At 69.2% G+C, this 477-nt stretch carries 1 protein-coding gene; it reads left to right on the plus strand.

The window, feature by feature from the left end:
- Nucleotides 1–130: 130 nt before the first annotated feature.
- Nucleotides 131–477, plus strand: a 347-nt coding sequence (locus ACGWYJ_RS39035; RefSeq protein ID WP_395111755.1) for a MerR family transcriptional regulator, incomplete at its 3' end; no start/stop codon positions are given.

The following is a 477-nucleotide window of genomic DNA, read 5'->3' on the forward strand; positions in this document are numbered from 1 at the left end:
CACTAGACATGCCTCCGCTCTACCCGCCTCGCCGCCGGATGGACCCGGCGGCCGGCGGCGTTGTCCCCGATGCCGGGCTTGACCTTGACACCGGCGTCAAGCTGTACGGTCACCGCGACAGGGAGGAACGATGCGGATCGGAGAGCTGGCCGAACGCGCCGGCGTCAGCACCCGTGCGCTCCGCTACTACGAGCAGCAGGGACTTCTGGTGGCGCGGCGTTCGAGCAACGGCTACCGCCAATACGACGAGTCCGACGTACGGCTCGTCCAGGAGATCCGCTCCCTCCTCCACGCGGGTTTCACCCTGAAGGACACCCGCCCCTTCGTGGACTGCCTGCGCGCCGGCCACGACAAGGGCGGCTCATGCCCCGAATCCGTGGCGGTCTACCGGCGCAAACTCGCCGAGATCGACACCGAGATCCGCACCCTGATCGGCCGCAGGGCCGAACTGGCCGACCAACTCGCGCACGCCTGCCC

Source organism: Actinomadura sp. SCN-SB (assembly GCF_043906805.1).
In the GTDB taxonomy this organism is placed as follows: domain Bacteria; phylum Actinomycetota; class Actinomycetes; order Streptosporangiales; family Streptosporangiaceae; genus Spirillospora.